The sequence below is a fragment of the Paraperibacillus esterisolvens genome, assembly GCF_046237625.1.
Taxonomy (GTDB): domain Bacteria; phylum Bacillota; class Bacilli; order Bacillales; family DSM-1321; genus Paraperibacillus; species Paraperibacillus esterisolvens.
The window spans coordinates 1,196,201-1,218,513 of record NZ_CP143545.1 but is presented as its reverse complement, the minus strand read 5'-3'; the positions used below and the strand labels follow the sequence as shown (position 1 = coordinate 1,218,513).

The following is a 22,313-nucleotide window of genomic DNA, read 5'->3' as shown; positions in this document are numbered from 1 at the left end:
TCCTACTTTGGGACACCTCCCCACAATTCAAGCGCCTTCCTGAGTTCAGGATGTTCTTCGGAATAATTCAGGAGGCCGCTCCCGCTTAAGACTCCATCTACTGCCTGCCTGAAGGCTCTGCCGCCACCCCTGGCCCCATCTGGATGCCCATGGATGCCGCCGCCGGCATTGATGACGCTGTCCACACCAAAATCTGCAATCAAATCAGGGACCATGCCTGGATGTATGCCTGCCGATGGTACAGGGAAAGTCTTTTTCCACTGTGCATCTTCAGAAGTCAGGTTTCTTCTGATGCCGAGTGCATCCTCTCTTGGAATGGCTACACTTCCATATGGAGAAGGAAACAGCGAGAAGTCTGCGCCGGCAGTGCGGACCAGTGTCCCAAGCAGCAGCGGATTTCCCACTCCATAGATTCCAGAGGATGTCAGTCCGCCGCTGAAGGCAGGGTGGGCCATGAGCGGAAGCCCGATTTCAGGATCCTCCCGCAGGGCCTGCAGCACATCAAGTCCATATGAGAATACGTTGAACAGCAGGGCATCTGCCCCTGCTTCTGCCGCTTTCCTGGCTTTGTCCCTAAGTTCGAAGGTCCGGCCGGTCAGATTGACAGCATATAATGTCCTATGCCCGGTCTCTTCATAAATCGAATTTAAGAGATTCCGGCTCAATTGGATTCTTTTACTGAAAGGTGTAAGCGGATTATCGAAAAGGATTTCGTCATCCTTGACAACATCTACACCGCCAAGTGCCTGTTCCTTCAGCTGCTCCTCCAGATACGATTGATCCTTTCCCAGAACTCCCTTGAAAATGCTCATGACAAGAGGACGGTCCTTCACCCCGAGTTTTTCCCTGATGCCACGGGTCCCAAAGCGCGGCCCTGGAAAAGCGGCCTTCAGGGTGCCTTCAAAACTCAGGTCGATGAGCCTGATTGCCCCGTCCAGTGAGAGCTTTCCAAAAACGGTTGTCAGGATGGCCGGCAGGTCGCTCGAAAAGTTTACTGCTGGATAAGCGATCTTGATCAATGACCGCTTTGTAGGCTTCCCGAAATACCTGCTGGCAGCTTCTGATTCTTCAATTTCTGAGACAGATACCACTCTCCCCTTATGTTTTTTCAGCTGTTCCTTTTCAAGCTGGGGCAGACTTGTCCAGGTCCCGACTGTGAGACCGAGGGCAATCCCTTCAGCTTTTTTCTCTGCCTCGGTGCTGGATTCATGGATCAGGTAGGCTGCTATCACTTCGCTCATAAAATCTCTCCTTAGACGTGCCGCATGCTATTATGCCAGAAAAATAAATAAAGCCCCTTCATAAGAAGAGGCAGTGACACCAGCTTCTTATCTCTCAGCCACAGGCTGCAAGAATTAGCACCGTGCCCTAAGGAATTTTCATCCCGGCGCAGGAAAAATCTTGCGCCCCATTTCACAATGGAATTACAGTCGGTTGCCGGGCTTCATCGGGCTAGTTCCCTCCACCTGCTCAAAATAAGAATATGATATATAAAATTAATGAGCGGATAAAATCCGCTGCGTTATGTCGGATTCATGTATCCTTAAACAATTAGGATTATGCCAGTAAATTTGTCCACTGTCAATACCATTTTATAAACAATTTAATCATTTGAAAATATTCAGTCTCTTGATCCGCTCTACAGCCTCGGCCAGTCTTTCCTCAGAGGCCAGCAGGCCGGCCCTTACATAGCCCTCTCCATACGTCCCAAATCCGTTGCCGGGCGCAACTGCCACATGGGCTTCTTCGAGCAGCAGATTGGCAAATTGTTCAGATGTATACCCTTCAGGCACCTTCAGCCAGGCAAAAAAGGAACCTGCCGGCGCACTCACATCCCACCCAAGCTTCTGCAATCCTCCGACAAAAACCTGCCGGCGCGACTCATACATGCCAAGGAGATCATCCACGCACTGCTGGGAGGAAAGCAGCGCTTCCGCTGCAGCCTCCTGCACGGCTGGAAACAGACTCACATACAGATGGTCCTGCAGCAGTTCAATGGCTTCAATCACACTGCGGTTCCCGACTGCGAAGCCGACTCTCCAGCCTGCCATATTATAGGTTTTTGACAGTGTATAAATTTCGATCCCCACATCCCTTGCCCCATCACACTGCATGAAGCTCAGCGGCTTTTTCCCATCGAAGCCAATGGCACCATATGCAAAGTCATGAACGATGCAGAGGCTGTTCTTCTTTGCAAGCTCGACTGTATTCTCAAAAAAGGCTCTGTCGGCTACAGCGCCTGTCGGATTATTCGGGTAATTCAAAAACATCATGCCCGCACTGTCCAGAACTTCCGGACTCAGTTTATCGTAATCCGGCAGGAAGTTATTTTCCTCGAGCAGCGGCATATATTCCATCCTTACCTTGGCGATGGCAGCACCAGACCAATAATCAGGGTAGCCCGGATCGGGAACCAGGATTGAACCCCCGGGATTCAGGAGGCATTGCGGAAGTTCCACAAGCCCGGCTTTTCCTCCGAACAGGATCGCTATTTCCGTTTTAGGATCAAGCTCCACTCCATATTCCTTTTTATAAAATTCTGCCGCCGCCTCCTTAAGGTACGGATAGCCCTGAAATGGAGAATATTTATGGTTGACAGGGACAGCCGCAGCCTTCTGCAGCCTTTGCACGATATGTGCGGGCGTCGGCATGTCCGGGTTGCCCTGCCCTAGATTGATGACATCATGCCCTTTTGCCGTGATTGCCCCGACTTTTGCCACTAAAGATGCAAAAAACTGCGTTGGCAGAGACTTCAATAAATCCGATTTTTCAAAATGAAGCATCTTAAACACCTTCTCTGAAATTTCTTGAAATTCTAATCACAAATGATATATCGTTAATATGAGATTGTAAAGATAATCTGACGCTAAACAGAGGTGTTTAACTTGAAATGGAAAATTGCCTGTATTCAGATGGACATTGCCTTTGGCAATCCGGAAGAAAATTATAAAAAAGCTGAACTCCTTTTGGCTGAAGCAGCCAAAAGCAGGCCTGACGCTGTGGTCCTGCCGGAACTGTGGACTACGGGCTACGATTTGACACGTCTTGACTCCATTGCAGACGACCGGGCAGAGACCACCCTCTCCTTTCTGAAAAATTGTGCCCTCAAGCATGGTTTCCATATCATTGGCGGTTCTGTTGCCAAGAGGACAGAAGATGGTGTCTACAACACCCTCCTTGTTGTTGATAAAAATGGCCGGGAAATAAAGCAATACAGCAAGCTGCACTTGTTTCAGCTGATGGACGAACATCACTATCTTAAGCCTGGCAGCAGTGACGGGCATTTCGTGCTGGATGATACATCCTGCGCCGGCTTTATCTGCTATGACATCCGTTTCCCTGAGTGGATGCGTACGCATGCGGCTGATGGCGCTGAAATCTTATTCGTCGCGGCAGAATGGCCGGCGCCGAGAATTCAGCACTGGAAAAGCCTCCTGATCAGCAGAGCGATTGAAAATCAGGCTTATGTGGTAGCGGTCAACCGATCCGGCTCCGATCCGAAGAATGCCTTCGGAGGCTGTTCGTTAATCATTGACCCGTGGGGAGAAATACTCGGAGAGGGCGGACAGGGTGAACAGATTCTCTCCGCTGAACTGGATCTTGCCAGGGTTCAGGAAGTCCGGGGGATGATCCCCGTCTTCCAGGACAGAAGAACTGATTTTTACAAATGACTTTCTTTTTTTACTAAAAATGGTTGACAAAATATTTTCAAAATTGTTATGATTCACAACGAGCCAGACAAACGGATGGCAGTTCTTAATTTCATACTACTCTTATCAAGAGCAGGCTGAGGGATATGGCCCGATGAAGCCCAGCAACCGACCGTAATACCATTGTGAGATGGGGCGCGATTAAATGAATGCGCCTGAATGTTCAGTAAGGCACGGTGCTAATTCCTGCAGGAACCTTGGTTTCTGCCAGATAAGAGGTGCAAAGCTGCTCTTTTCGCCTCTTTCTGTATAAGGAAGAGGCGTTTTTTTATGGAAATCTGATTAAAAAGAACATTTTGGGATCAAATTGAACCCGTCTAGGAGGAATGAAAAATGGGAGAAAGCATACAAGCATACGAGCCGTTGAGCGGGCCTGCTGCCATAGCCCTAGTTATCCGCTTAGGATTATTTGAAGAAGGAAGCTCACTTTCGTGCAGTGAAATTGGGGATGGAAATTTAAATTATGTATTTCATATAAAAGATTCACTGACTGGCAAAGGGGTCATCATCAAACAGGCTCTTCCATATGCAAAAGTCGTCGGTGAATCCTGGCCGCTCACCCTGAAGCGCGCCGTGATCGAAGCGAATGCGTTGAAGATATTCGGCAGCTTCTGTCCGGAGCTTGTACCTGAGGTCTATTATTCCGATGAGCAGCTCGCCGTTACAGTCATGGAAGATCTGTCACGGCTGACCATTGCCAGGTCAGGTTTGATTTCAGGGCAGAAATATCCCGAATTGTCCAGGCATATCGCCCAGTACCTGGCAAAGACCTTTTTTTACACCTCCGACTTCTTCCTGGATCCTGGGAAGAAAAAAGAATTTGCCAGGCAATTCACAAATCCAGAGCTTTGCAAAATCACTGAGGACCTTGTGTTTACCGACCCATTCTTCAATCATGAAACAAATGATTTTGAAGAGGCTCTTACACCCTATGTCGAAAGCCTTTTTGCCGATCAGCACCTAAAGGTTGAAGCCGCTAAGCTGAAAAGGAGTTTCATGACGGAACAGGAAGTACTCCTGCACGGAGACCTTCATACAGGAAGTATTTTTGCAAGCCCTGCCGAAACAAAAGTGATCGATCCTGAGTTTGCATTCTATGGACCTGCCGGATTTGACCTGGGCCAGTACCTCGCTAACCTGCTGTTTCAGGCCATTTCCCGGACGGAAGACGGAAAAGGGGTGATATACCAGCATCTTCATGAGGTATGGAGCACGTTCAAAACTATATACACCGGGCTCTGGCATGATGAAGGGAATGAAATATACTGCACAACGCCAGGCTTTTTGGAAGCTGTACTTGAAAAGACCTTCCGGGATGCCCTTGGCTTTGCGGGCTGTGAATTGATCAGACGCACGATCGGCCTCGCCCATGTTCAAGATCTGGATGGAATCGAAGATGACAGCGAAAGGCTTGCAGCAAAAAAATCCGCTTTAAGAATCGGGAGAGAGCTGATCCTCCAGCGTGGGCAGATTGATGATATTAACGGCCTTATCAAGACCTCCCAGGAACAGATGAAGGCCGCTGCTTTTTCATAATGTGAGGACCAGGCACAGCCCCGTAACGGTAAATAGGGATTGCGTGACCATGAGAAGGAGTTAATCAGAGATGCAAAAAACAACACTGCCATTATCCATTCAATGGAATGACACACATATAACGATTTTGAACCAGCAGGCTCTTCCGCAGAAGACCGAATACCTGGAACTTCGTACCCTGGAGGATGTCTATGACAGCATTGTGACACTTAAAGTCCGCGGAGCTCCAGCGATCGGAATTACGGCAGCCTTCGGGACGGCACTGGCTGCAGGGTCCTTGGAGGATGAAAATTTCCCTGAATTTAAACAAAAGGTTCAATCGGCCATTTCCTATCTGGCCGGTTCGCGCCCTACTGCAGTAAACCTGTTCTGGGCTTTGAACAGGATGGAATCGGTCCTTGACGGGGCTGTCACGGTAAACGAAGCAAAAACTGACCTGGTACATGAAGCCCTGAAAATATACCTCGAGGATGAAGAAACCTGCCGTCAGATCGGCGAGCATGGCTTATCACTTTTTAAAGCCGGCGACCGGGCGATGACCATCTGCAATGCCGGCGGAATTGCGACTGCCAGGTACGGAACTGCCTTGGCTCCTTTCCATCTGGCAGCTGAAAAAGGCATAAACCTGGAGGTGTACGCCCTGGAGACCCGCCCTGTTCTTCAAGGGTCCAGGCTGACCGCATGGGAACTTATGCAGGCCGGTGTGGATGTTACATTAATCAGTGACAATATGGCCGCCCATACCATATTAACAAAGGAAGTCACCGCCATCATCGCAGGAGCTGACCGGATAGCGGAAAACGGAGATACCGCCAATAAGATCGGGACATTCGGCCTTGCGGTACTGGCTAAACACTTCAATATTCCATTTTACATTGCAGCCCCTTCGAGCACATTTGATTTGTCGGCTGCCTCCGGAGAATCCATTCCGATTGAGGAACGAAATCCGGAGGAAATCACCCATATTCACGGCATCCGGATCGCCCCCGAGGGAGTTGATGTTTTTAATCCCGCATTTGATGTAACGCCGGGAAGCCTGATAACGGCTTTTATAACGGAGAAGGGGATCATCTATCCCGACTACAGGCAGGAAATCCAAAAAGTGATTAATCAATAAAAAACCAAGGGAGGAGCTCTCCTTTGGTTTTTTCACTGCCTGCCCTTTTACAGTGCCGCTGTTTATGACAAAACCCCCTCACGTCCATCAATTGGAAGATAGATATGGAAGGTTGTCCCTGCACCCTCTTTGCTTTCCACATCGATCCATCCCTTGTGCTCCTCGATGATCTTGTAGCTTACCATTAGCCCAAGGCCTGTGCCCCGCTCCTTTGTGGTATAAAAAGGCTCCCCTAATTTCTTGATTTTTTCCTCCGGGATTCCCTGCCCCTGGTCACTTATTGAGATCCTGACGAATTTATCCAGGTACTCGTCAGTCTTTATGGTGATGACCCCGCCTTTTGGCATGACTTCGATCGCATTTTTGATAATGTTTATGAATACCTGCTTAAGCTGATTTCCCTCGCAATAGATTTTCTCCACCTTTTTGCTGTAGAGAGAATCAAATTGTATATTCTGCATCAACGCCTGGGCTCTCATCAATTCAATGGTGTCGGTCAGAATTTCTTTTACATCCTTCTGAAGGAATTTGACGGCCTGTGGTTTAGCAAGCACCAGAAACTCGGTGATGATGGACTCAATGCGCTGGAGCTCGGATTTTATCACACGGAAGTATGTTGTATAGTCCTCCTGGATGCTTCCTTCCAGGAGCTGGATGAATCCTTTTAGAGCGGTCATTGGATTCCTTATTTCATGGGCTATCCCGGCAGCAAGCTCCCCTACTACATTCAGGGTGTCCGACTTCCTCAGCTGTTCCTGCATCTCAAGCTGACCCGTCACATCCCGGAAAACTGTCAAGGAAAGACCCGTATTGATTCTGGTGGAAAATTCAATATGCTTGATTGTGCCATCATGATAATGAATGGGGATGATGGAACTGCTGAATTCAAATTCGTTCAGCTCCTCAAGATACTGCTCAAAATTGCGGGCATTCTCCGGCATCAGATTGATAAGGTCATATATAGAATTGGCCGGGATACTTTTTGGGAGATCGAGTATTTCTAATCCTGATTCATTGATATCGGCAATTCTTCCCGAACTATCCCAGAGAATGAGGCCATCGATCGAATCTTCGAATACCTTCCTGAATTTTTGTTCGCTTTTCCTGAGCTGAAGTTCCATCTGATACTTTTCGCTGACATTTCGGAGGATGGTAATAACATGATCGTCCTCCTCATGGATACGGGATGTGAATTCCAGGAGCTTCTTCTGCCCATTTCCCATCAAGAAAAACATCTCTGCCCGGATCGCCTTCTTTTCCTGCAGCTCGTTCTGCAAATAATAGTACCGGGCATCCCTGGTCAGGACAAAGTCTGAAAGTTTCATTCCAATCAAGTCCTGTTTTTTGGTTTCAAAGATTTTTGCCGCAGATTGATTTACATGCTGAATAACGCCATCCTTGTCATAAAAGACGATGGCATCCAGGGCCTGTTCGAATAACTCAGTAAAATTCCTTTCACTTTTCCGGAGCTTCTTTTCTATGCTCAGCTTTTCTGTCACATCCCTCATGATGCTCATATAAAGCCCGTTCAGCATATTCGTGCTTGTTATATATTCATAATGGGTATATCCCTTGGCATGGCGGAAGACCACCTCTCCTTCGACGGAGCCATGCTGGTCCACCGAAAGTTTCTCAGCCTTCCATTTCTCTCTATAAGCCCCATCGACAAACTCATCGATGCTTTTGCCGAAGAGAGCTTCTTTTGCCTCACCGACAGCGCGGCAGAAGGACGGATTCACATCAACTATTTCCCCATCCTTATTGAAGATTACAATATTATCGACCGCCTGGTTCAAGAGGTCCGCAAACATTTGGACAGAGATATTCCGCTCCTGTTCCCTCTTCTTTTGAATGGTAATATCCTTGATGCGGTATATCCGCTTTTCTTCTAATTTGTCCAGGGTCGCTACATATTCTGCATATTTAACAGAACCGTCTCCAAGTTTGATTGTCCACTCATCGGAATACACGCCTTCCTTTTCGAGCATCTTATCCTGGTATTCCCGGATTTCCTTTGGCACAAGCTGAAGAAATTTATTTAAATAAAGCCGGTAAAGTTCGTTTTCCTGAAGGTTGAACAGCTTACAGGCCAATCCATTCACATATACAATTTGATCATCTTTATTCACTATAATCAGCGCATCCGAAATCACGCCGAAAAAATCATAGTACATTTTCACCTGCTGCCTCAAGGACAGCACCTCTGCCTGACACTCCTTCAATTCCTCTGTGTAAATTGCTTTAGACAAAAAAGCACACCTCCGCCTGTCCTGGTAAGGGCAATTCCTTCTTTTTCTGACACTATTTATTCTACATACTTTTACAAAAATCCTATTAAATTATGAAAAAACAGGAATTATTAACTAATTTAGGATTGCCAGCCTAAAAAGGGGTCCTGGGGGCAGGCAGGACCTGCCATTGATAATCAACAGGTTTTCCCTTATAGTGGTTCGGGTAAATAAATACTGCTTTTGAAAAGCCTTACACCAGGAGGACGTTATGAAAAAGCGGGATTACTTCTTCGACAATGCAAAATTCATTCTAATGGTGCTGGTTGTGTTCGGCCATCTCTTAAGGACTTATATAGAAGACGACGAGATCATCTATACCATTTACAAGGTGATTTATACCTTCCATATGCCTGCTTTCATCCTTGTTTCCGGATTTTTTGCTAAAGGGTTCTATGAAAAGGGCTATGCGGGTAAATTGGCAAAAAAATTGATCATTCCCTATCTGATTTTTCAAGTGATATATACGGTTTACTACTATTATCTATATAACAAGCAGGAAATTACCTTCAATCTGCTGGACCCGCAGTGGGCGCTCTGGTTCCTGGTCAGTCTATTCTGCTGGAACCTAATGCTTCCCCTGTTTGCTAAGCTCGGGACCTGGCGGGGGTTGGGACTGTCACTCTTAGCAGCACTCGGTGCGGGCTATATCAATGAAATATCAAATTTTCTCAGCCTGTCCAGGACGCTTGTTTTCTTCCCGGTTTTCCTGCTTGGCTATCACCTGGGCAAAGAAGATATCAAGCGGCTGATGTGCAGCAAGGCCAGAATCATTTCTGCACTAACATTCGCAGCAGTCTTTACCTGGTTCTATTTCAATAAAGACATCGATTATAAATGGCTTCTTGGCTCCAAGCCGTATGACGAGCTTGGCGGTGCAGAGGTATACGCCATGTTCAAGCGGCTGGGATTGTATGGACTCAGCCTGGCGATGGTACTCAGCTTCTTTTCATTCGTGCCCAACAAGAAATTTTTCTTTACCAATTGGGGAAAGCAGACTCTGTATGTGTATCTGCTTCATGGTTTCTTCATCAAGTTTTTCAAAGAAAGCTCCCTGCACAGCTTTTTTACAGATGCCGAGAATTTCATTCTGCTTGCTGGTATATCGCTGATCATCACCATAGCTCTCTCAAGTGACATAATTGCTTCTCTTGCACAGCCCATCATTGAACTCCGGACAAACAGGCTGAAATTTCTGAAGGTCAAGGCAATAGTCTACTTCCAGTTCTTAAAAAACCAATTAAGGAAGCCATTTCACGGCTGAAAAACGGCACCCCCCAGGAGGTGCTGTTTTTGTTTCACCTTTTCCCAAGTTCCCCTTCATAGGCTGACAAAGCTTGTAAAACTCTCGGTCAATCTGCGGTAGCTTCGCGGCCGAATGCGAAAAGCCGGGAAGGCCTGCCGTCCGGAAGTAGAGCCCCTTCCATAATCAATCACTTATTGTTTTGGCGTAAATGCCTGGCAAATTGCGGGGAAAAAGGAATATCCCCATGGAAAAATGGTATAATAAGAAGTTAAGTCAGCCTATTACCTGAGAGGAGTGTCATGCGTTAATAACGCAGCTCACATGAATATTATCTGTACAACCCTTAATGCCAAATATATCCATACCAGTCTTTCCATACGCTATCTAAAAGCCTGCGCGGAGCCTGAATACAATGTCGGCATCGCTGAATACACCATCAAGGATCCCGCCATCAATATCGTGACGGACCTTTATAATAAAAATCCTGATGTCGTCGGCTTCAGCTGTTATATCTGGAATATTGAAGAAACGATAAAAGTCATTTCAATCTTGAAAAAAATAAAGCCGGAACTGACAATCATCCTCGGGGGACCAGAAGTAACCTACGATGCTATTCACTGGCTGGACAGGATTCCGGAAGCGGATTTCATCGTCATCGGCGAAGGCGAAGCCTCCTTCAAACAGCTGCTTATCCAGCTTGATGGAAGCCGCGATTTCTCTGCCATACCCGGCCTTGCCTACCGGGTAGACGGCAAAAATAAAATTCAGCCGGGGGCGGCAAAGCTTGATTTGAGGGAAATGCCGTCTCCCTACCGTTTTGTTGAAGACATCCCCCATCTGTCCAAACGTGTGATTTATATCGAAACCAGCAGAGGCTGTCCCTTCAGCTGCCAGTTCTGCCTGTCATCCATCGAGGTTGGCGTACGCTATTTTGACAGGGAAAAGATCAAGGAGGATATCCGTTACTTACTGGCAAACGGTGCGAAGACCATCAAATTCGTGGACAGGACCTTTAACATCAGCCGAAGCTATGCTCTCGAGATGTTCCAGTTCCTGATTGACGAGCATGTGCCGGGCAGTGTCTTCCAATTTGAAATTACAGGGGATATTATGAGGCCGGAGGTCATCGAATTCTTGAATCAGAATGCTCCCGAAGGGCTTTTCCGGTTTGAAATAGGTGTCCAGTCCACCAATGACCCTACCAACGAGCTTGTGAAAAGAAGGCAGAACTGGGAGAAGCTGACCCGTACCGTCACGATGGTCAAGGATGGAGGAAAAATCGACCAGCATCTCGATTTGATTGCAGGGCTTCCTGAGGAGGACTATGAAACCTTTAAGAAAACCTTCAATGATGTTTTTGCCCTCAGGCCCGAGGAGCTCCAGCTTGGATTCCTTAAGATGCTTAGAGGTACCGGACTTAGGCATTCCGCTGCGCAGCATGGGTATATCTATATGGACAAATCGCCGTATGAGATCCTGGGAAACAATCTGCTGAGCTTTGAAGATATTGTAAGAATCAAACAGGTAGAGGATGTTCTGGAAAAATACTGGAATGACCACCGTATGGACCGGACCCTGGAGTACCTTGTTTCACATACGTTTCCCACTGCCTTCGACTTCTTCCAGGAGTTTGGTTCTTATTGGGAAGAGAGGGGCTGGTCAAGAATTGGACATCAGCTTGAAGATCTCTTCAAACGGCTTGAAGAATTTCTTGCTGCAAGTGCCAGGAAAAGCCCAGCTGCTGATGGTCTGATGAGATATGATTACCTGGCCGGCCATAAGTATAAGCCGCGCAAAACGTGGTGGGAGACTGGAATGACGAAGGAAGACCGGAACGAAGTATACAGACAGATCCTGAAAAACCCACTATTGCTCGGCAGTGAGTTCAGTCTCCTGTCCCTAGGTGAGAAGGAACTTTATAAGCATACTATGGTAGAAAAAATCGAGTTCGATATTGCCTCAGGCACAGAAACGCCATCCCTGCTGATCGCCTATTTCCCTCCTTCTGGAGAAGGGGCAAAGCTATTTACAGTATCCGAACATGAGCTAAGACTCCATGCTGTCTGATGCCATATACCTAACACCCCCCCTGCAGCTGCAGGGGGGTGTTGTTTTTTTATGCTCGTAACCGCTGACACTATGACTTGCCTAAAGGAATCAACCCTGTTCTGCTCCTACAAGGAGCTCGTCCATCAGGCTGATGATTTCCTTCCTCAAACCTGGATCCTGCATCGCAAATTCGATCGTTGTTTTGATAAAACCGGCTTTTTCCCCTACGTCATAGCGTCTGCCCTCAAAATCATAAGCAAAGACGCGCTGAATTCCATTCAGTTTTTCAATGGCATCAGTGAGCTGGATTTCACCGCCGGAACCTGCTTCATGCTTCCCTAAGAACCTGAAGATTTCAGGAGTCAGGATATATCTTCCCATTATCGCTATATTGGAAGGAGCTGTACCTGGTGCAGGCTTTTCCACAAGGCCCTCTACCCGAATCCGTCTTCCATCCCGGGAAGCGGGACTGATGATTCCGTATCTGCCGGTGCTTTCTTCAGGTACAGATTGAACCCCGATGACCGAAGCTCCAGTTTCTTCATACACCGCTGCCAGCTGTCTCAAGCATGGCACATCACTTTGTACAATATCATCTCCAAGCAAAACCGCGAATGGTTCGTCGCCTATGAAGCTCCGGGCACACCATACAGCATGTCCCAGGCCCTTCGGCTCCTTTTGCCTGATATAATGAATATCAAGGTTTGAAGACTGCTGGATTTTTTCAAGAAGTTCAAACTTTTCCTTTTCAATGAGGTTCTGTTCAAGCTCCACAGACTTATCGAAATGATCCTCGATTGCCCGCTTGCCTTTGCCCGTCACAATGATAATGTCTTCTATGCCGGAAGCGACAGCTTCTTCCACAATATATTGAATGGTGGGTTTATCCACAATCGGAAGCATTTCCTTTGGCATTGCCTTTGTGGCTGGAAGGAATCTCGTTCCAAGCCCGGCTGCCGGTATAATTGCTTTTCGGACCTTTTTCATGACTGATGCACCCCTTGTGTTAAAAGTACTTTTTATTACTATCCTTCCGGTACTTCGGAAAAACAAATGAATAATACAGGATCGCCAGAAAGCAGAAAGTGACATGAACAAGGAACAGAAGATTTAGAAAGTGTAACATCTCATTCCTCCCGCCAGGAATTTTCAAACAGGTATTGCTGGCCGATAGATGCTGCCTGTGATATTCACCCTCATTCTACCCTTCCTTTAAAGATTTACAGTTACCACCATGTTAATATTTCGTAAACCTGGTTTAAAACTTCCCTCTGACCTTTACAATGCTCTCGGCTTTGGGTACTCATCTAAAACAATCGCAGCCATCCTTTCGAATACAGTTTCCCAATCGAATGCTTTGGCCAGCTGTTTACGTTTTCCTTCAGTTTCCTTATCGGATATAGCAGCCAGCTTTTCGCATGAGGCAATCAAAGCCTCTGCGTCACTGTAATCAAGATGAGAATAGATCCCTTCTCTGCTGTATTTCTCTGTGGAAGGAAGATTGACACCCACAACCGGCTTGCCTGCCGCTAAAAATTCAAACAGCTTGAGAGGAAAAACAGCCCTGTTATATGGTGACTCTTTGTATGGCATGATACCGATATCGATAGCGTTCATATATCTTGGCACTTGGTCCGGCTTAACGCTTCCTGTCCAAATTATATTGGGCTCTGCTTGAAGTTCTGTAAATGCCCCGTCCCCCTTTGTTCCGTCAGGGCCGACAAATAAAAACAGCCAGTCCGGCTTTAATTGTGCCGCTTTTTTTATCAATTGGAAGTCCAGTTTCGGTTTAATCCCCCCGATAAATCCAAGAACAGGACCGTCAAAGCCGGCCCGGATTATATCTGCTTTTTCTGTCTCACCTGCAAAAAGGTCGTATTCCACTCCATTTTCAAAGGTGAAAATTCCCTCTCCTTTGAAATCATAGCTTGCTGAAATATGGGCGGCTAGAAAGTCAGACGTACAAAAAATATGATCAGCACTTCCTGCAATCCGGCCTTCTGCCTCAGAAATGACCTTTTGACGGAATTCCATCAGCCATGAATGTGAACCATCGATGGAAGAGGACCAGAGATCACTGCAGTCATATACGATCTGATCCCAGGGAATCTCTTCTGCAAGGCGTGGAAATCCTGGGAATGTATACCACAGCGAACAAATGGTATGGTCCGGCAGTTGTTCAAGATATTCCCGGATCCTCCGAAGCTTTGTTTTATAAAAACGATCCACATATCTGCCGAACCGGAAAACTCTATGAGGCAGCAGGTCAGGAATAACCCACTCTGTCAGGCCGCCGGGCAGCTCCCGTACTGATTCCTGCTTTCCCGGACAAAGCCAGATCACTTTCTTTGTCCCTGCCTTCTTAAGCAGAAATTCAGCGAGCCGGTGCCGCCGGTATCTTAACTGATCCTGCTCCCATGTTCCGGCAGCCACGACAACATGTACATATTCCATTTCAACTTCCCCTTTCAAAACCTTTTCAGCACGGCATGTACCGCATAATTGGAAAAGCACCAGCAGGCTTTCGCCAGGTGAAGCTTTTCAACCTTGCGATAAACAAACCAATTCATCTTCGCAGCTTTCCACTTATTTTGCGATATAGAGCTGTTTCCCGTCCTGTACTCGGCCAGGACCTCATTAAGACCGAAAGCGGTATGACCCCTTCTCAAAATAGAGAGCCATGCAGCCAGGTCCTGTCTCGTCCTGATATCCGGCATCTCAAAAGAGCCGGTCCTCTCTAGATCAATCATCACAGTCAAACAGCCGACAATCGTGTTTTTCAGCATCTTTTCGTAATTGATGAAACGCGGGGCATCAACAAGCTTATGAAGAGGCGTACCATCTTCTGATATCATTTCATACGCTGTGAATGTAAAGGCATATTGGTTCAGCTTCATGAATGTAAGCTGTTTATCCAGTTTTTCCGGCTTCCAGAGGTCATCACTATCCAGGAAGGCAACATATCTACCACCCGCCATTTTCAAGGCAGCATTCCTGGCTGCAGCTGCGCCGCTGTTTACTTCGAGAAAGACTGGCCGTATCCTTGAATCTTCCAAGGCAAAACGGTTGATGATATCCCGCGTGTTATCTGTCGAGCAATCATCGACAATGATCATTTCCCAATTCTGATAGCTTTGTCTCATTACAGATTCAATAGTTTCTGTTATATAATCTGCCGCATTGTAGGCAGGAGTGATAATGGAAATAAGCGTCTGTTCCTGATGCATACCAGAGTACCTCCTGTAGTTAAACTTTCCTTACGAATTCTGGAAGCACGATCCAAAGAAATGCCAGTGTAAGGCCGATCAACACTCCAAGAACCGCCCTTGCCTTTGAATCGAAGCCCGGGGCCGCTGTACGTCCAAGATCATCCGGCAAAAGAAAGGATGCCGGCCTCAGCGACATTTCTTCCGTTTTCAATTCATAGAGAAAGCGCTGCTGATCCACTTTCGCATCCGGCCCTACCGTTTTCCCTTCTAGCGCATGGATGGAATCTGTTAAGATCTTTTGCTTTTGCTGGAATCTCTGGCCGTCCAGTTTTAAAAAGGCCCGCTGAACTTCATGCATGATCACCCTGGTTTCTTTCTGAGGCAGACTGCGCAGGTCTAGTCTGATGCTTTGGTCTGAGATTGGTGTCACCGATAAATTCTTCAGCAGGATGCCCTGATGTTCCTCCCAGACACTCCCGGTATACTCTTTATAGAATCGGGGACTCGACATGAGGGCGATCACTTTTTTCGAATCATTCAGCTCTGGCAGACCATAGCTTCCAAGAGTGATCACTGCCTCTCCCTCCCGCTGCTGTGCTTCCCCCTTGCCGGCGGGAATCCAATAGCCTGAACCCCCGAGGAGGACAGGAAGCAGACATATCACAAGAAGATATCTCCTTGCTTTGCCCAAGATTCTCTTACCTAATGTCTCCATATCCGCATTGCTCCTTTTCAGGGAAATCTCGATTCTCTATGTTTCAATACTGAAACAAGGGCGATCACAATGCCCAGGAATACCCAGTGAAAGTAAAGATTCATAACTGAGCTTGGGCTTATAGAAGAAACCAGAAAGCCGGCAAGGGCCGGCAGGCAGGCTTCTATCAGCATCCGGCCTTTTTTCGTTTCGCTGCCATGCATACGGAAGAGGATAATCATTAAGCTTCCATACATCAAGATATAACCCCCAAAGACAAATATCCCAAAGCTGCCCAGTATTTCAGCCAGCCAATTATGAACTTGAAGGACTGCACCTGTATAGTAAATCGGTTCATGCTCCAAGTAATATGGCAGATTCCCGGCACCTACCCCGAAGCCGAGGGATCCTGTAAAATACATAAAGGTGTTCTTAAGCAGGTTAATCCTGGCTGTATTGGAGGGAAGAACTCCATAGGTCTGGAGGACTCCGCTTTGAAAATCAGAATGGAGTGCAGGCAGTTGATATAGTATGAACAGCACACCTGCAGCGATAACGGCTGTAAGAAAATAGACAGCTGCTTTTTTTAATACACGCGGCAGGACCAACATCATATAAACAGCTAATCCACCTGCAGCCCCAAGAAGGCTTGCCCGTGATTCAGTCAGATCAATTAAATATATGGACAGCAGGGCAAGCAGGCAGCATCCCGCCTTGATGAAGCCATTGCCCACATTTTTTGTTCCACTCATGTAAAAGAAAAAGGTGATGGTCAAAAAAGCTGCAAAATCATTCTGATTGAAAAAAACAGATGTTGGATAATTTAATTTGTATGATGGCCCGCCATACAGGGAAGAAGTAGGAAGCTGGTAAGCAGCAGCATGATTATATACACCTATTGCCATTAATAGGACAGACATAGCCATCCAGACGGCACAAGCCGTTATCACCCTGTTAAGCGTGGTAAAGGTAAATGCCGCCAGGTAAATAAAAGCCGTCCCAAAGCAAAGGAGAAACCAATACTTGATGCCTTCTGCCGGATCCTTTGCCCACAGAAGCGAGAGCATTCCGTATCCAAGCCAAAATAGAAGAAACAAAAGCGTCCCTTTTACTCTGGTATTCTCCCAATACACCGGAAGCATTTTGTCACCCACAACGTGCCAGAGGAAGAGAAGCACACTGCCTCCTAAAATAATTCTGTAGAGGAAAAGGGTGACAAACCCCAGATCCAGGCTTGGACCGGATTGATTCAGGAAAGACGCAGCAAGCAGCATATATACAGCAAGCGTCGAAACTGCCCGCCTCGACATATACTTTTTCAGCCAAATAACGGGAAGGACTGCCATACAGAAGGCAAGGGCTGCAATGAAAAAGACAGATACCCCGGCCCAATAACACACAGCACCCAGTCCGATAAGGAGAAGGGATGCTATCTGCGCACCCCGCACTGCTCGCTGCAATCCTTTCACACCAGACTGTGAGCCGGGATTAAACGGCTGCATGGTTTACACAGACCCTGCCGGCTGGTTTAAAGTATGCTTAAAGGTTTCCTGCAGACCTGACGTTATATCAAAGGCCGGTTCCCAATCGAGCAGGATCTTTGCCGCATCATTAGTCAGCAGGCTGTGGCGGATATCCCCTTTCCGCTCTTCACGGTATTGGGCTTTTAAGGCTGTGCCATTCACTGTGTTAATCGTATGTAACAGTTCATTTATGGAGATGGACCTTCCGGAGGAAATATTCACCGAAATATTCCCTTCCGGATCGATTGCTTTTACATTCGCAGCGGCTACATCCTCAACATAGATAAAATCCCGGGTTTGTTCCCCGTCTCCGAAGATTACAGGTTCCTGTCCGCTTTGGATCCGGTCGGCAAAAATGGCGACTACACCGCCCTCTCCCTTCGCACTCTGCTTTGGTCCATAGACATTGCTGTAGCGCAGAATGCTGAATGCCAGGCCATATAGCTTGTGTGCAAGCTTCAGGTAATTTTCTACCGTCAGCTTTGTTAGTCCATATGGAGACTCCGGCCTTGTCGGATGGTTCATGGACACGGGCAGTGCCACAGGATTTCCATACACTGCTGCAGAGGATGCAAAAACCAGTTTCTTCACCCTGCTTTTTACGGCCGCTTTAATCACATGCAGTGAGCCCTTCACATTTACCTGCTCGTCATACACAATATCCTGGATGGATTCCGCGACACTGACCTGGGCCGCCTGATGGATAATATAATGAGGCTCGAGAGATACAATCAAATCCATTACCTCCGGACTTGTGATATCACATTCATAGATGGAAACATCCAAGCCCCTTAGATTCTCCCGTTTTCCCGTCGAGAAGTTATCTATAACGGCAATTTCATAACCTTTACGGAGCAATTCCTTCACAATATGCGAACCGATAAATCCTGCACCGCCTGTAACGACTGCTCTTTTCATCCGGATCCCTCCCTATATCACACTCGAAATCATATTTTTCTCTCTTTGTGAAGGCCGTCCCACAGACAGGTAAGTCAGCCCTGATTCCTGCATCTCTTTCAAGTCAAAGATATTGCGACCGTCCACAACGATCGGCTGTCTTAAAACACTTTTTAATTTAACAAGGTCCATTTCTTTGATTTCTTTCCAATCGGTTAGGATGATACATGCATCTGTGTTTTTCGCTGTGTCATATAAATCATCCCTGAATGCACAGATCTGGCCAAGCTCCCTCTCTGCTTCTTCTCTTGCAACTGGATCATAGGCTTTAACAAAAGCCCCCATCCCAATCAGGCGGGGGATGATGTCCAGTGCCGGCGAATATCTGACATCATCGGTATCAGGCTTAAAGGCAAGCCCCAGTACTGAAATGGTTTTACACTTTAGGGATCCAAGGGTTCCCGCAAGTTTCTCTACGAGCCTGTCTCTTTGAAGCCTGTTCGTTTCCATGACCGCCTTCAGTAAATTAAATTCATAGCCGCAGTTTTCAGCTATGCGGAGGAGAGCTGCGGTGTCTTTTGGGAAACAGGATCCCCCGAATCCCACACCAGCCTGCAGAAATTTCTTTCCAATCCTGGTATCGAGGCCTATTCCCTCAGATACGCGTCCTACATCGGCCCCCACACGCTCGCATATATTGGCGATGTCGTTGATAAAAGAAATTTTTGTGGCCAGGAAGGCGTTTGCGGCATACTTGATCATCTCCGCGCTCTCCACTGACGTCTTCAGGATGGTCTTGGTGAATGGTTCATGAAGTTCCGCTATCGCTTGGTAAGCGTATTCACTGGATGTTCCAATCACAGCCCGCTCCATATTCATCGTTTCATAGATGGCAGCTCCCTCCCGGAGAAATTCGGGATTTGATACGATATCGAAATCTTGTCCCTCCACTGCATGTTCCTTGATGATCCCGGCAATTATTTTACCTGTGCCCGCAGGGACGGTGCTCTTGGTTACAATGATTTTATAGCCATTTAAATTTCGGGCAATTGTCATAGCTGCTTCCTTGACGAAGGTCAGGTCTGCTTCCCCGGTATCAGACATCGGGGTGCCGACTGCAATGAAGATAATGCTTGCCGTCCGGACTGAATCCGGAATACGGGTAGAAAACTCAAGATTTCCCATCCTGGTATTTTTTGCAATGAGCTCTTCAAGGCCCGGTTCATGGATGGGCATGATGCCGGCTTTCAGGCTGGCAATCTTTTGCTCATTGATATCACAGCAGATCACCTGATTTCCTGCTTCGGCAAAGCAAGTTCCGGAAACCAATCCTACATAGCCGGTTCCAATAACAGTTATTTTTTTCAAAGTAATCGATCCCTTCCGAATTATTGGCTTTTATATGGATATGCCCGCACCTTGTATGACCCTGCTGTATTCTTCCTTTAAAAGAAGGGCGTTCCTGCCGGCATGGTAGTGTTCATGAATCTTCTCAAACAGCTCCTTTTTCATGGCCTCCAGGTCCATGCCACCCTTTAAATATTCAGTGATACGCTCGGCAAGCTGATCCTCTTGGCGTGGTTCAAACAGCAGCCTGCTGTATTTTCCAAACAGTTCAGGCAGGCTTCCCACAAGAGTCGCGGCCACAGGAAGCTTTAAGGCAAGTGCTTCTATTACAACGGTCGGCATGCCTTCTGTATACGAGGGAAGTGCAAATACATCACTGGCGTTCATATAATCCCTGATTTCCCGATTTTCCACTTCGCCTGTCAGAAACAGTCTGTCACCAAACTCAGGGTATTCCCGCAACCTTGCAGCTGCCGGTCCTGCACCTGCAAAGACGACGGCTGTATCGGCCCTAAGTCTCTTTAGCGAATCAGCCAATTCAAATACCCCTTTTTCCCTTGTCAGCCTTCCTGCAAATAATACAATCTTCTTATCCGCAGGAAGGCGAAGGCGCTTTTTAGTGACAGCCTTGGGCTCCGATGTTGTCTGGAATCTGGCCAAGTCCACCCCGAGCGGCAGGATCGAGCTGTCCCTTCCTGAAATGGAGAGGGCCTTTTCCCTCAGCCTCCCTCCGACACTTAAGACCGAATGGGCATCCCTCATAGAGTGTATGAAGGCAGCCCTTGCGCTCCTGCTGTAATGAGGATACACATTCACATCGCTGCCATGAAGCGTCAGCAGCCACGGCAGGCCGGTACGTTTTGAAAGAAGCCTGGCTGCCCCACCGGAAGGCATCGCAAAATGAGCGTGAATCAAGTCAGGTTCCAGTTCTTCGATTATTCCAGTCCTATAGACTGCCTCAGCAATCCGCTTTCCAGGCTGAGCCCAGCGGAGCTGCCCGGGCAGTGCGGTATATTCCGGACGGAGCACTCTAATTCCGTTCCTGATATACTCTTTTGGGATTTCTCCAAGTTCCCGGTATCTTTCTTTAAGCGGGAGAAGTGATGATATCCGTTTCGGCACGGGGCATACGACACTCACCTCGACCCCGAGTTTTGTCAGGGCCTTTGCCTGGGTTTCATGGAAAACACCGCTCCCAGGCTGAATCTCGCTTGGGTAGGCACTGGTTATCCAAAGTGCTTTCATAAAGACCTCCCATTTTTGATAAACTTTCTGACATGATGTGGATATGCCGCTGCCAGAAGGACGAGATATAAGGCGGCAGCCGATAGAATAGAAATAGCCAGAGACGGCAGGATTCCTGCTGAAAAATAGCCTGCTGATATATTCCTGGCACCAACTGCGGCGGCTGAAATGAACAGTGACAGCAAAGCCGGCTTCTTCAGGGCATACAGATACCCCCCCCACTTCAATCCAATCAATTTAGAAAGCAAGTATCTTCCCAGTATAAAGTTCACCAGACTTACACCGGTATAGGTCCAGGCAACAGCTTCAAGGCTGCCTGACTGGACGGCTGCAAATATGGTGGAACCATATAATAAGAGCATTCCTGCATCCCAATAGAAGGCAAGTTCCGCCCTTCCCTTTGCAAGCAGGATGGCTCCACTCGGATTCATCAGCACTCTCAAGGTTCCCACTATTGTCATGATCTGCAGGATCGGAACGGCATCCAGCCACTCCTCTCCGAAGACGGTAAGGATAAAGGGACTCGAAACCGCCGCCAGGCCGGACAGCATTGGAAATGCCGCCAGGGCCAGAATCTTCGTGATTAGCAGGTACCCTTCCTTCAGCGCTGTCGGACTGTCCTGATTTTTTGAAAAAACAGGGAAAGCAACTCTTGTTAAAATCGGATTGAATTTCAATACCGGAATGGTGATGATTTGATAAACAAGATTGTAGATTCCAAGGGCCTCTGCTCCCATAAATCTGCCAATCAGAAACACATCCATATTAGAGGCAGCCCGGTTTACAAGCCTGGATAACAGCTGGAAGCCTGCAAACCTGAAGATGGTCCGGCATTCATTCAGTCTGAAAATAAAAGCTGGGTGCCATGTTTTATAGGATAATGCGAAATACAGGAAACCTCTTATGGAATAGAGGACAGTCTGTGAAATCACGAAAGCATAGAGCGGCTCTATTCCAGCGGTCAGGATCAAAAGCATTAAAAATGAAATGACGGCAGCTCCTGCCTCGATCTGTCCCAGTTTTTTAAATTCTAGATTCCGCTGAAGCAAATATTGGCTTTGCTGCCCAAATGGTGCTGCCAAAAAGAGCAGGGACAAAATCTTGAGCAGACCCGTGAGCTCCTCCTGTTTAAAGAAGATTCCGGCAAAGGAGCTGGATAAAAACAGAGTGATACATATCAAGAACCCGCAGAAGACATTCAGCCAAAACAGGCTGGATAGGAGCTCTTGAGTAACTTCTTTAAGCTGGATGATGGCCGATCCTGCACCAAGATCCAATATAATTTGTGCAAATATCAGGATGGCCGTCACTATTCCCACCGCCCCGAATTCCGCCGGGGACAGGAGATTCCCCAGGAATAGAAATTGTATGATCTGGACGGCGGTAATGATTGCAGTGGATATTGCGGTCCACCTGCTCCCTCCGGCAAGATCGCCCCTCATGGTTCCCATA

At 47.4% G+C, this 22,313-nt stretch carries 17 protein-coding genes and 2 riboswitches; of the genes, 5 read left to right on the top strand and 12 right to left on the bottom strand.

Annotation, left to right across the window (positions count from 1 at the left end):
* Positions 1-2: 2 nt before the first annotated feature.
* Both mtnW and V1501_RS06195 read right to left on the bottom strand, forming a co-directional pair.
* Positions 3-1,241 carry a 2,3-diketo-5-methylthiopentyl-1-phosphate enolase gene (gene mtnW / locus V1501_RS06200; protein ID WP_409291960.1) on the bottom strand — a complete coding sequence of 413 codons (1,239 nt, stop codon included), beginning with the start codon at positions 1,239-1,241 and terminating at the stop codon, positions 3-5.
* 84 nt (positions 1,242-1,325) lie between these two features.
* A riboswitch (SAM riboswitch) is annotated at positions 1,326-1,482 on the bottom strand.
* A gap of 125 nt (positions 1,483-1,607) precedes the next feature.
* Positions 1,608-2,783: a pyridoxal phosphate-dependent aminotransferase gene (locus V1501_RS06195; RefSeq protein WP_409291959.1), complete on the bottom strand. Its 1,176-nt coding sequence runs from the start codon at positions 2,781-2,783 to the stop codon at positions 1,608-1,610.
* Between the two features lie 102 nt (positions 2,784-2,885).
* Here V1501_RS06195 and V1501_RS06190 point away from each other — a divergent pair, with 102 nt between their 5' ends.
* The 3 genes from V1501_RS06190 (at position 2,886) to mtnA (ending at position 6,363) form a co-directional block, all read left to right on the top strand.
* Positions 2,886-3,671: a carbon-nitrogen family hydrolase gene (locus V1501_RS06190; protein WP_409291958.1), complete on the top strand. Its 786-nt coding sequence runs from the start codon at positions 2,886-2,888 to the stop codon at positions 3,669-3,671.
* Between the two features lie 99 nt (positions 3,672-3,770).
* Positions 3,771-3,928, top strand: a riboswitch (SAM riboswitch).
* Between the two features lie 115 nt (positions 3,929-4,043).
* Positions 4,044-5,246, top strand: coding sequence for an S-methyl-5-thioribose kinase (gene mtnK / locus V1501_RS06185; RefSeq protein WP_409291957.1), 1,203 nt, complete (start codon positions 4,044-4,046; stop codon positions 5,244-5,246).
* A gap of 70 nt (positions 5,247-5,316) precedes the next feature.
* The gene (gene mtnA / locus V1501_RS06180; protein ID WP_409291956.1) at positions 5,317-6,363 is read left to right on the top strand and encodes an S-methyl-5-thioribose-1-phosphate isomerase; all 1,047 of its coding nucleotides are present in this window, start codon (positions 5,317-5,319) and stop codon (positions 6,361-6,363) included.
* A 62-nt stretch (positions 6,364-6,425) separates the two neighbouring features.
* Here mtnA and V1501_RS06175 read toward each other — a convergent pair whose 3' ends face one another.
* Entirely contained in the window at positions 6,426-8,612 is a 2,187-nt protein-coding gene (locus V1501_RS06175) for a PAS domain S-box protein (RefSeq protein ID WP_409291955.1), read from the bottom strand.
* 250 nt (positions 8,613-8,862) lie between these two features.
* Between V1501_RS06175 and V1501_RS06170 the strand changes: the two genes are divergently transcribed.
* Together V1501_RS06170 and V1501_RS06165 are read left to right on the top strand one after the other, a co-directional pair.
* Positions 8,863-9,915: an acyltransferase family protein gene (locus tag V1501_RS06170; protein WP_409291954.1), complete on the top strand. Its 1,053-nt coding sequence runs from the start codon at positions 8,863-8,865 to the stop codon at positions 9,913-9,915.
* A gap of 303 nt (positions 9,916-10,218) precedes the next feature.
* Complete coding sequence (locus V1501_RS06165; protein ID WP_409293262.1) at positions 10,219-11,964, top strand: B12-binding domain-containing radical SAM protein; 1,746 nt, start codon at positions 10,219-10,221, stop codon at positions 11,962-11,964.
* Between the two features lie 90 nt (positions 11,965-12,054).
* On the opposite strand, the gene galU is transcribed toward V1501_RS06165, so the two are convergent.
* The 9 genes from galU to tuaB form a co-directional block, all read right to left on the bottom strand.
* Positions 12,055-12,933 carry a UTP--glucose-1-phosphate uridylyltransferase GalU gene (gene galU / locus V1501_RS06160; protein WP_409291953.1) on the bottom strand — a complete coding sequence of 293 codons (879 nt, stop codon included), beginning with the start codon at positions 12,931-12,933 and terminating at the stop codon, positions 12,055-12,057.
* Between the two features lie 291 nt (positions 12,934-13,224).
* On the bottom strand, positions 13,225-14,400 hold the full coding sequence (gene tuaH / locus V1501_RS06155) for a teichuronic acid biosynthesis protein TuaH (RefSeq protein WP_409291952.1): 1,176 nt from the start codon (positions 14,398-14,400) through the stop codon (positions 13,225-13,227).
* Between the two features lie 14 nt (positions 14,401-14,414).
* A complete protein-coding gene (gene tuaG / locus V1501_RS06150; RefSeq protein WP_409291951.1) occupies positions 14,415-15,173 on the bottom strand; it encodes a teichuronic acid biosynthesis protein TuaG in 759 nt (252 codons plus the stop codon).
* A gap of 19 nt (positions 15,174-15,192) precedes the next feature.
* Positions 15,193-15,870 carry a hypothetical protein gene (locus V1501_RS06145; RefSeq protein ID WP_409291950.1) on the bottom strand — a complete coding sequence of 226 codons (678 nt, stop codon included), beginning with the start codon at positions 15,868-15,870 and terminating at the stop codon, positions 15,193-15,195.
* A gap of 17 nt (positions 15,871-15,887) precedes the next feature.
* Positions 15,888-17,309, bottom strand: coding sequence for a teichuronic acid biosynthesis protein TuaE (gene tuaE / locus V1501_RS06140; RefSeq protein WP_409291949.1), 1,422 nt, complete (start codon positions 17,307-17,309; stop codon positions 15,888-15,890).
* 45 nt (positions 17,310-17,354) lie between these two features.
* The gene (locus V1501_RS06135) at positions 17,355-18,290 is read right to left on the bottom strand and encodes an NAD-dependent epimerase/dehydratase family protein (RefSeq protein WP_409291948.1); all 936 of its coding nucleotides are present in this window, start codon (positions 18,288-18,290) and stop codon (positions 17,355-17,357) included.
* 12 nt (positions 18,291-18,302) lie between these two features.
* Positions 18,303-19,637, bottom strand: coding sequence for a UDP-glucose 6-dehydrogenase TuaD (gene tuaD / locus V1501_RS06130; protein ID WP_409291947.1), 1,335 nt, complete (start codon positions 19,635-19,637; stop codon positions 18,303-18,305).
* A 30-nt stretch (positions 19,638-19,667) separates the two neighbouring features.
* Positions 19,668-20,861 (bottom strand): teichuronic acid biosynthesis protein TuaC, encoded by a 1,194-nt coding sequence (gene tuaC, locus V1501_RS06125; protein ID WP_409291946.1) that lies wholly within the window; start codon positions 20,859-20,861, stop codon positions 19,668-19,670.
* Complete coding sequence (gene tuaB, locus V1501_RS06120) at positions 20,858-22,312, bottom strand: teichuronic acid biosynthesis protein TuaB (RefSeq protein ID WP_409291945.1); 1,455 nt, start codon at positions 22,310-22,312, stop codon at positions 20,858-20,860. Before tuaB ends, tuaC begins: the two co-directional genes overlap by 4 nt.
* Position 22,313: the final 1 nt, after the last annotated feature.

Bases quoted from the DNA above. Each gene is read 5' to 3' on its own strand.
- tuaC (WP_409291946.1), bottom strand. From the start codon at position 20,861: ATGAAAGCACTTTGGATAACCAGTGCCTACCCAAGCGAGATTCAGCCT.
- mtnA (WP_409291956.1), top strand. From the start codon at position 5,317: ATGCAAAAAACAACACTGCCATTATCCATTCAATGGAATGACACACAT.
- V1501_RS06145 (WP_409291950.1), bottom strand. From the start codon at position 15,870: ATGGAGACATTAGGTAAGAGAATCTTGGGCAAAGCAAGGAGATATCTT.
- mtnW (WP_409291960.1), bottom strand. From the start codon at position 1,241: ATGAGCGAAGTGATAGCAGCCTACCTGATCCATGAATCCAGCACCGAG.
- tuaB (WP_409291945.1), bottom strand. From the start codon at position 22,312: ATGGGAACCATGAGGGGCGATCTTGCCGGAGGGAGCAGGTGGACCGCA.
- mtnK (WP_409291957.1), top strand. From the start codon at position 4,044: ATGGGAGAAAGCATACAAGCATACGAGCCGTTGAGCGGGCCTGCTGCC.
- V1501_RS06165 (WP_409293262.1), top strand. From the start codon at position 10,219: ATGAATATTATCTGTACAACCCTTAATGCCAAATATATCCATACCAGT.
- tuaG (WP_409291951.1), bottom strand. From the start codon at position 15,173: ATGCATCAGGAACAGACGCTTATTTCCATTATCACTCCTGCCTACAAT.
- galU (WP_409291953.1), bottom strand. From the start codon at position 12,933: ATGAAAAAGGTCCGAAAAGCAATTATACCGGCAGCCGGGCTTGGAACG.
- tuaH (WP_409291952.1), bottom strand. From the start codon at position 14,400: ATGGAATATGTACATGTTGTCGTGGCTGCCGGAACATGGGAGCAGGAT.
- V1501_RS06170 (WP_409291954.1), top strand. From the start codon at position 8,863: ATGAAAAAGCGGGATTACTTCTTCGACAATGCAAAATTCATTCTAATG.
- V1501_RS06135 (WP_409291948.1), bottom strand. From the start codon at position 18,290: ATGAAAAGAGCAGTCGTTACAGGCGGTGCAGGATTTATCGGTTCGCAT.
- V1501_RS06195 (WP_409291959.1), bottom strand. From the start codon at position 2,783: ATGCTTCATTTTGAAAAATCGGATTTATTGAAGTCTCTGCCAACGCAG.